This window comes from uncultured Azohydromonas sp. (assembly GCF_937926365.1).
Lineage (GTDB): Bacteria > Pseudomonadota > Gammaproteobacteria > Burkholderiales > Burkholderiaceae_C > Azohydromonas.
In genome coordinates this window covers 1-6,051 of record NZ_CALAOH010000183.1, presented here as the reverse complement: position 1 = coordinate 6,051, position 6,051 = coordinate 1, and the positions used below count along the sequence as shown (strand labels likewise).

At 71.0% G+C, this 6,051-nt stretch carries 5 protein-coding genes and 1 pseudogene; 3 read left to right on the top strand and 3 right to left on the bottom strand.

Translation table 11 applies throughout. The features are described from left to right. Nucleotides 1-320, top strand: a pseudogene (locus tag Q0741_RS19810) (hypothetical protein); the annotation flags it as partial. Between the two features lies 1 nt (nt 321). Here Q0741_RS19810 and Q0741_RS19805 read toward each other — a convergent pair. Then, a complete protein-coding gene (locus tag Q0741_RS19805; RefSeq protein WP_298234914.1) occupies nt 322-1,545 on the bottom strand; it encodes an RtcB family protein in 1,224 nt (407 codons plus the stop codon). Between the two features lie 91 nt (nt 1,546-1,636). On the opposite strand from Q0741_RS19805, the gene Q0741_RS19800 reads away from it, so the two are divergent. Continuing rightward, nucleotides 1,637-3,277, top strand: a complete 1,641-nt coding sequence (locus Q0741_RS19800) for a catalase (RefSeq protein ID WP_298234913.1) — start codon at nt 1,637-1,639, stop codon at nt 3,275-3,277. A 141-nt stretch (nt 3,278-3,418) separates the two neighbouring features. Here the strand turns inward: Q0741_RS19800 and Q0741_RS19795 are convergent, their stop codons facing one another. Continuing rightward, nucleotides 3,419-3,916 (bottom strand): cytochrome c, encoded by a 498-nt coding sequence (locus Q0741_RS19795; RefSeq protein ID WP_298234912.1) that lies wholly within the window; start codon nt 3,914-3,916, stop codon nt 3,419-3,421. Nucleotides 3,917-4,182: 266 nt separating this feature from the next. Here Q0741_RS19795 and Q0741_RS19790 point away from each other — a divergent pair, with 266 nt between their 5' ends. Next, nucleotides 4,183-5,595, top strand: a complete 1,413-nt coding sequence (locus Q0741_RS19790; RefSeq protein WP_298234911.1) for a chloride channel protein — start codon at nt 4,183-4,185, stop codon at nt 5,593-5,595. Nucleotides 5,596-5,610: 15 nt separating this feature from the next. On the opposite strand, the gene Q0741_RS19785 is transcribed toward Q0741_RS19790, so the two are convergent. After that, nucleotides 5,611-6,051, bottom strand: a 441-nt coding sequence (locus Q0741_RS19785; protein ID WP_298234910.1) for a cytochrome c oxidase assembly protein, incomplete at its 5' end; no start/stop codon positions are given.

The following is a 6,051-nucleotide window of genomic DNA, read 5'->3' as shown; positions in this document are numbered from 1 at the left end:
AGGCGCTGCTGGGCTTCGCGCTGGGGCTGGCCGCGGCGCTGGCGGCGCTGCGCGGCATGCACGCGCCGCCGCTGCACGCGCCGCGCACGCTGGTGGCGGGGCTGGTGGCGTGGATGCTGCTCACGCCCGCAGGCGCCCCGCCCTCGCCGACGCACAGCATGGTGATGCGGCTGTCGGTGGCGCTCTCGGGCCGCGACGAGCCCTACCAGCGCTGGATGATGCTGCGCGACTACCGTCGCGAGCTGCAGCGCCAGGGCCTGCCGCTGCCGCCCTACTTCAGCGGGCCGATGGTGATGGGGCGGATGCGGCCGCTGGAGTGATTCACCCCTTCACGCACACCACCTGCCGCAGCGTGTGCACCACTTCCACCAGGCTGTCCTGCGCCGCCATCACCGCGTCGATGTCCTTGTAGGCGTGCGGGATCTCGTCGATCACGTCCTTGTCCTTGCGGCACTCCACGCCCTCGGTGGCGGCACGCTGGTCGGCCACCGTGAAGCGGCGCTTGGCCTCCGTGCGGCTCATCTTCCGCCCCGCGCCGTGCGAGCAGCTGTTGAAGCTCTCCGGGTTGCCCTTGCCGCGCACGATGAAGCTGCGCGCGCCCATGCTGCCCGGGATGATGCCCAGCTCCCCCTCGCGCGCGCTCACCGCGCCCTTGCGCGTGACCCAGACGTCCTGCCCGAAATGCCGCTCGCGCTGCACGTAGTTGTGGTGGCAGTTCACCGCCTCGGTCTGCACCTCGAAGGGCTTGCGGATCACCTTGCGCGCCGCCGCCACCACCGCCTTCATCATCAGCTCGCGGTTCGTGGCCGCGAACTTCTGCGCCCAGCCCACCGCGCGCACGTAGTCGCCGAAGTAGCGTGAGCCTTCCTCCAGGTAGGCCAGGTCGCGGTCCGGCAGGTTGGCCTGGTGGCGCATCGCGTCCTGCTTGGCCAGCTCGATGAAGTGCGTGCCGATGGCGTTGCCCACGCCGCGCGAGCCGGAGTGCAGCATGAACCACACGGCATCCGTCTCGTCCAGGCAGACCTCGATGAAGTGATTGCCCGTGCCCAGCGTGCCCAGGTGCGTGCGCTGGTTGGTCTTCTCCAGCTTGGGGTGGCTGCGGCAGATCTCCTTGAACTCCGGCGCCAGCGCGGCCCAGGCCGCGTCCACCGGCGGCGGGATGTCGCGCCACGCGCCGGGGTCGCGGCTGCCGGGCGCGCGCCCGTGCGGCACGGCGTGCTCGATGGCGCTGCGCAGCGGGCCCAGGTTGTCCGGCAGGTCCGCGGCCGAGAGCGTGGTGCGCGCGGCGATCATTCCGCAGCCGATGTCCACCCCCACCGCGGCCGGGATGATGGCCCTCACCGTCGGGATCACCGAGCCCACCGTGGCGCCGATGCCCAGGTGCACGTCCGGCATCGCCGCCACGTGGCGGAAGACGATCGGCAGCTTCGCCGCGTTGGCCAATTGCTGCCGCGCCGCGTCCTCCACCGGCACCCCGCGCGTCCACATCTTCAGCGGCACGCCGCCTTCGACGGCCTGCTCCTCGTAGTCCTTCACTGCTGCCATCGCCGGCTCCTCATTCAAAACCTTGCTGCCCTGTCGGCGCCCCGATTGCCGCACCTGGCTTTCCCCGGACCGCAACAGAGGGAAATCCAACATGAGCAGCAACCAGCGACCCACCCTCACGACCCGCCAGGGCCATCCCGTTTCAGACAACCAGTCCCTGCGCAGCGTGGGCGAACGCGGCCCGGCCACGCTGGAGAACTACCAGTTCATCGAGAAGATCACGCACTTCGACCGCGAGCGCATTCCGGAGCGCGTGGTGCATGCCCGCGGCACGGGCGCGCACGGCTGGTTCGAGGCCTACGGCAAGATCGGCGACGAGCCCGCCACCACGTACACGCGCGCCAAGGTGCTGACGCAGACCGGCGTGCGCACGCCGGTGTTCGTGCGCTTCTCCACCGTCATCGGCGGCAAGGAATCGCCCGAGACCGCCCGCGACCCGCGCGGCTTCGCGGTGAAGCTCAAGACCGTGGACGGCAACTGGGACCTGGTGGGCAACAACCTGAAGATTTTCTTCATCCGCGACGCCATCAAGTTCCCGGACATGATCCACGCCTTCAAGCCCGACCCGGTGTCGAACCGGCAGGAGCCCTGGCGCTTCTACGACTTCGTCTCGCTGCACCCCGAGGCGCTGCACATGGTCACCTGGGTCAAGAGCCCCTGGGGCATCCCGGCCAACTACCGCGAGATGGAGGGCTCGGGCGTCAACACCTACAAGCTGGTCAACGACCAGGGCGAGGCGGTGCTGTGCAAGTTCCACTGGGTACCCAAGCAGGGCGTGCGCAACCTGACCAGCGCGCAGGCCGCCGAGATCCAGGCCCGTGACGTCGGCCACGCCACGCGCGACCTGTACGACGCCATCGAGCGCGGCGACTTCCCGGAGTGGGAGTTCTGCGTGCAGCTCATGAGCGACGACGCGCATCCCGAGCTGGACTTCGATCCGCTGGACGACACCAAGCGCTGGCCCGAGGACCGCTTCCCGCTGCTGCCCGTGGGCCGCATGGTGCTGGACCGCAATCCCGACAACGTCTTCGCCGAGACCGAGCAGTCGGCCTTCGGCACCGGCGTGCTGGTGGACGGCATCGACTTCTCGGACGACAAGATGCTGCAGGGCCGCACCCTCTCCTACTCCGACACCCAGCGCTACCGCGTCGGCCCCAACTACCTGCAACTGCCCATCAACGCGCCGCAGGAGCAGGCGCGCACCAACCAGCGTGACGGCCAGATGGCCTACTACGTGGACGGCGGTGGCGAGGGCAAGCACATCAACTACGAGCCCAGCCACCTGGGCGGACTGCAGGAGGCGCCCAAGCCGGAGAAGGACCACCACCAGTGGGTCGAGGGACACCTGGGCCGCTACCAGACCACGCGCACGGCCGACGACTACCGGCAGGCTGGCGAGCGCTACCGCAGCTTCGAAGACTGGGAACGCGACGACCTGGTGAACAACGTCGGCAACGACCTCAAGGCATGCCCCGAGGTGATCCAACTGCGCATGGTCTGGCACCTGCTGCACTGCGACGAGGACTACGGCCGCCGCGTGGCCGGCATCGCGGGCATCGACGTGGAGCGCGCACGCGCCCTGCCGCCGCTGCCGGGCAAGCCCGATCCGGGCCAGAACCGCGAGGCGGTGGCCTACTCCAGCGGCAAGCCGGAGGAAGGCGTGCCGGCGCCGGTGCCGCAGGCCGACCGGGAACAAGCCAACAAGCAGAACAAAGCGGTGCCGGCCAAGTAAAGCCGGTCCGCGGCCCCGGCAGGGGCCATCCTCCAGGGCCCGCAAGGGCCCTTTTTCGTTGGCAAAGCGGGTTGCGGAGGATTGACGAAGTAGAGAGGCCGCAATCCGTGCTTCGTCCCGCAACAAGCCTTGCGCACGTTTCTACTTCTCCCGCGACGCCGCGTACTGCGCGTTGATCTGGTCGTGCTTGGCGCGCACCGCCGGCGGCCACTTGGACTTGATCCACGACAGCACGGCCACGATCTCCGCGTCGCTGAGCACGCCCTCGAAGGCCGGCATGGCCGACTTGTAGTCCGGCATGTCGGCCGCCCTGGCGATGCCGAGCTTGGTGAGGCGCAGCAGCTGCTCATCGGGGTGGTGCCAGGTATGGCCGCTCTCGTCGTGCGGCGGCGCGGGCAGCAGCCCGTCGGGCCCGCGCTCGCGCCAGTTGGCCTGCCCTTCCAGGTTGGCCCCATGGCAGCTCGCGCAGTGCGCGCGGTACAGGCGCTCGCCCTGCACCAGCAGCGCCGCGTCGTCCGGGCGCAGCAGGCTTTGCGGCGGTGCCGACCTGGGCACGGCAAAGCGCAGGAACAGCGTGGCGGCCAAGCCCACGGAGGCCAGGGCGGCCAGGAACAGCAGGAGCGTGCGTCTGTTTCTCATCGTGTGATCGGTCGCGGCCCGGGCCGCAAAGCCCGCAAGCGTGCCATCAGCCGGGACGCGCCCTCATCGCGCCCCGCGACGCCGCGCGGCAGGGCTTCAAGATGGAGCATGGCCCGTACCGGCATGGCCCACGGCGCGCCCTGCCCAGGGCTTGCGGCGCCGCTCGCCGGCGCAGGTACGGGCGTGGACCTTGCTACCCTCGCGCGGGTCCTGAAATGCATTACCCGCCGGCTTGCCTTGCAGCGCGCGGCGGTTGAGAACGACCCATGCAGCACCAGCACGAGCCCGACATCCTGCGCAACCTGCGAGCCGAGCTGGTGGACTGGCGACCGTGGCTGGACCGGGCCATCGTGCTGGCCGCCGCCGCGGCGGCCGGACTGCTGGTGGTGGGCTTCACGCTACTGACCAATCACGCGCTGGCGCTGTTCGAGCGGCTGTGGCGGCATGCGCCCTGGGCCATCTTCGTCACCGGACCGCTGTGCGTCGCCGCCATCGTCTGGGTCACGCGGCGCTTCATTCCCGGCGCGGGCGCCTCCGGCATCCCGCAGGTGATGGCGGCGCTGGACACGGCCACGCCAACCCAGCAGTACGGCCTTTTCGTCTCGCTGCGCATCAGCCTGGCCAAGGTGCTGCTGTCCTCCGCCGGGCTGCTGGCGGGGCTGTCCATCGGGCGGGAAGGGCCCTCGGTGCAGGTCGCGGCCGGGGTGATGCTGGCGGCGCGGCGCTGGCTGTCGCGGCGCACCGTCATCAACGCGCACGGGCTGCTGGTGGCCGGCGGCGCCGCCGGTGTGGCCGCGGCCTTCAATACGCCGCTGGGCGGGGTGATGTTCGCCATCGAACAGCTCTCGCGCACGCTCAACCAGCGCAGCAGCGGCCTGCTGATTTCCGCCATCGTGCTGGCCGGCCTGATCGCCGTGTCGGTGTTCGGCAACCTGACGTATTTCGGCGTGGTGCGGGTGCCGCAGGCGCTGGACTGGGCGCTGCTGGGCCCGGGGCTGCTGGTGACGCTGCTGGCCGGGGCGCTGGGCGGGCTGTTCGCGCGGCTGCTGATCGCCTCCACTGCCGGCACGGCGGACCGCTTCAGCGCCTGGCGCCAGCGCTACCCCATCCGCTTTGCCGCCGGCTGCGCGCTGGCGGTGGCCGTGATCGGCAGCGTCACCGGCGGCGCCACCTTCGGCAGCGGCTACGAGCACACGCGCGGCCTGCTGGAGGGCACGCACGAGGACGGCGAGCACCTGCCGGTGCTGTTCGTGCTGCTGAAGCTGCTGGCGACCTGGCTGTCGGCCTGGTCGGGCGTGCCGGGCGGCATGTTCGCGCCCTCGCTGTCCATCGGCGCGGGGCTGGGGCAGGACGTGAGCACGCTGGTGCAGAGCCCCGCGCTGGCGCCGGCGCTGATCGCCATGGGCATGGCGGCCTTCCTGGCCGCGGTGACGCAGGCGCCCATCACCGCTTTCATCATCGTGATGGAGATGGTGGCCGGCCACACCATGGTGCTCAGCCTCATGGCCTCCGCGCTGCTGGCCAGCCTGGTGTCGCGCCAGATCAGCCGGCCGCTGTACGAGTCGCTGGCGGAGTTGCAGTTGAGGCGGCTGGATCGGGGTCCGGCAAAGGATGACTCGGCCGAGCTGGCACCGGCGGACGCGGCGGACCGGAGCCAGGCGGCCAAGCGCGTGCCGTGAGCTGCGGCCACGCCCTCACGCCCGCGCCCTCAGCACCCCATTGCCCACCACCAGCCCCACCAGCAGGTACACCGCGCCCGCCGGCACCCACATCAGCAGGCCGCCGAGCTGCTGGTCCTCCAGGCCGCTGCCATACCAGGGCGTGGGCGCCAGCGTCAGCAGCGCGCCCAGGGCACCGCTGTGCAGCATGGTGATGAACAGCAGCATCAACGCCGCCCCCGGCCTGCGCCGCGCGCCGGCGAACACCGCCCACCAGAACAGCAGCGCCGTGCCCAGGAAGCTGAAGTGCTGCAACGCATGCCAGCCCGGATGCGTGGCGGCCAGCACGAACCACGCCGGCACGTGCCAACCCCACAGCGCCAGCGCGTGCAGCGCCCCGGCGCCGGTGGCGCCGCTGAGCCAGCCCCAGAGCCGGCGCCAGGACGCGGCGCGCAGCGCGCCGCCCACCGCCGGACG

What these genes read in the sequence shown, in the direction of transcription:
- Q0741_RS19805 (WP_298234914.1), bottom strand. Translation starts at nt 1,545, where the DNA reads ATGGCAGCAGTGAAGGACTACGAGGAGCAGGCCGTCGAAGGCGGCGTG.
- Q0741_RS19800 (WP_298234913.1), top strand. Translation starts at nt 1,637, where the DNA reads ATGAGCAGCAACCAGCGACCCACCCTCACGACCCGCCAGGGCCATCCC.
- Q0741_RS19795 (WP_298234912.1), bottom strand. Translation starts at nt 3,916, where the DNA reads ATGAGAAACAGACGCACGCTCCTGCTGTTCCTGGCCGCCCTGGCCTCC.
- Q0741_RS19790 (WP_298234911.1), top strand. Translation starts at nt 4,183, where the DNA reads ATGCAGCACCAGCACGAGCCCGACATCCTGCGCAACCTGCGAGCCGAG.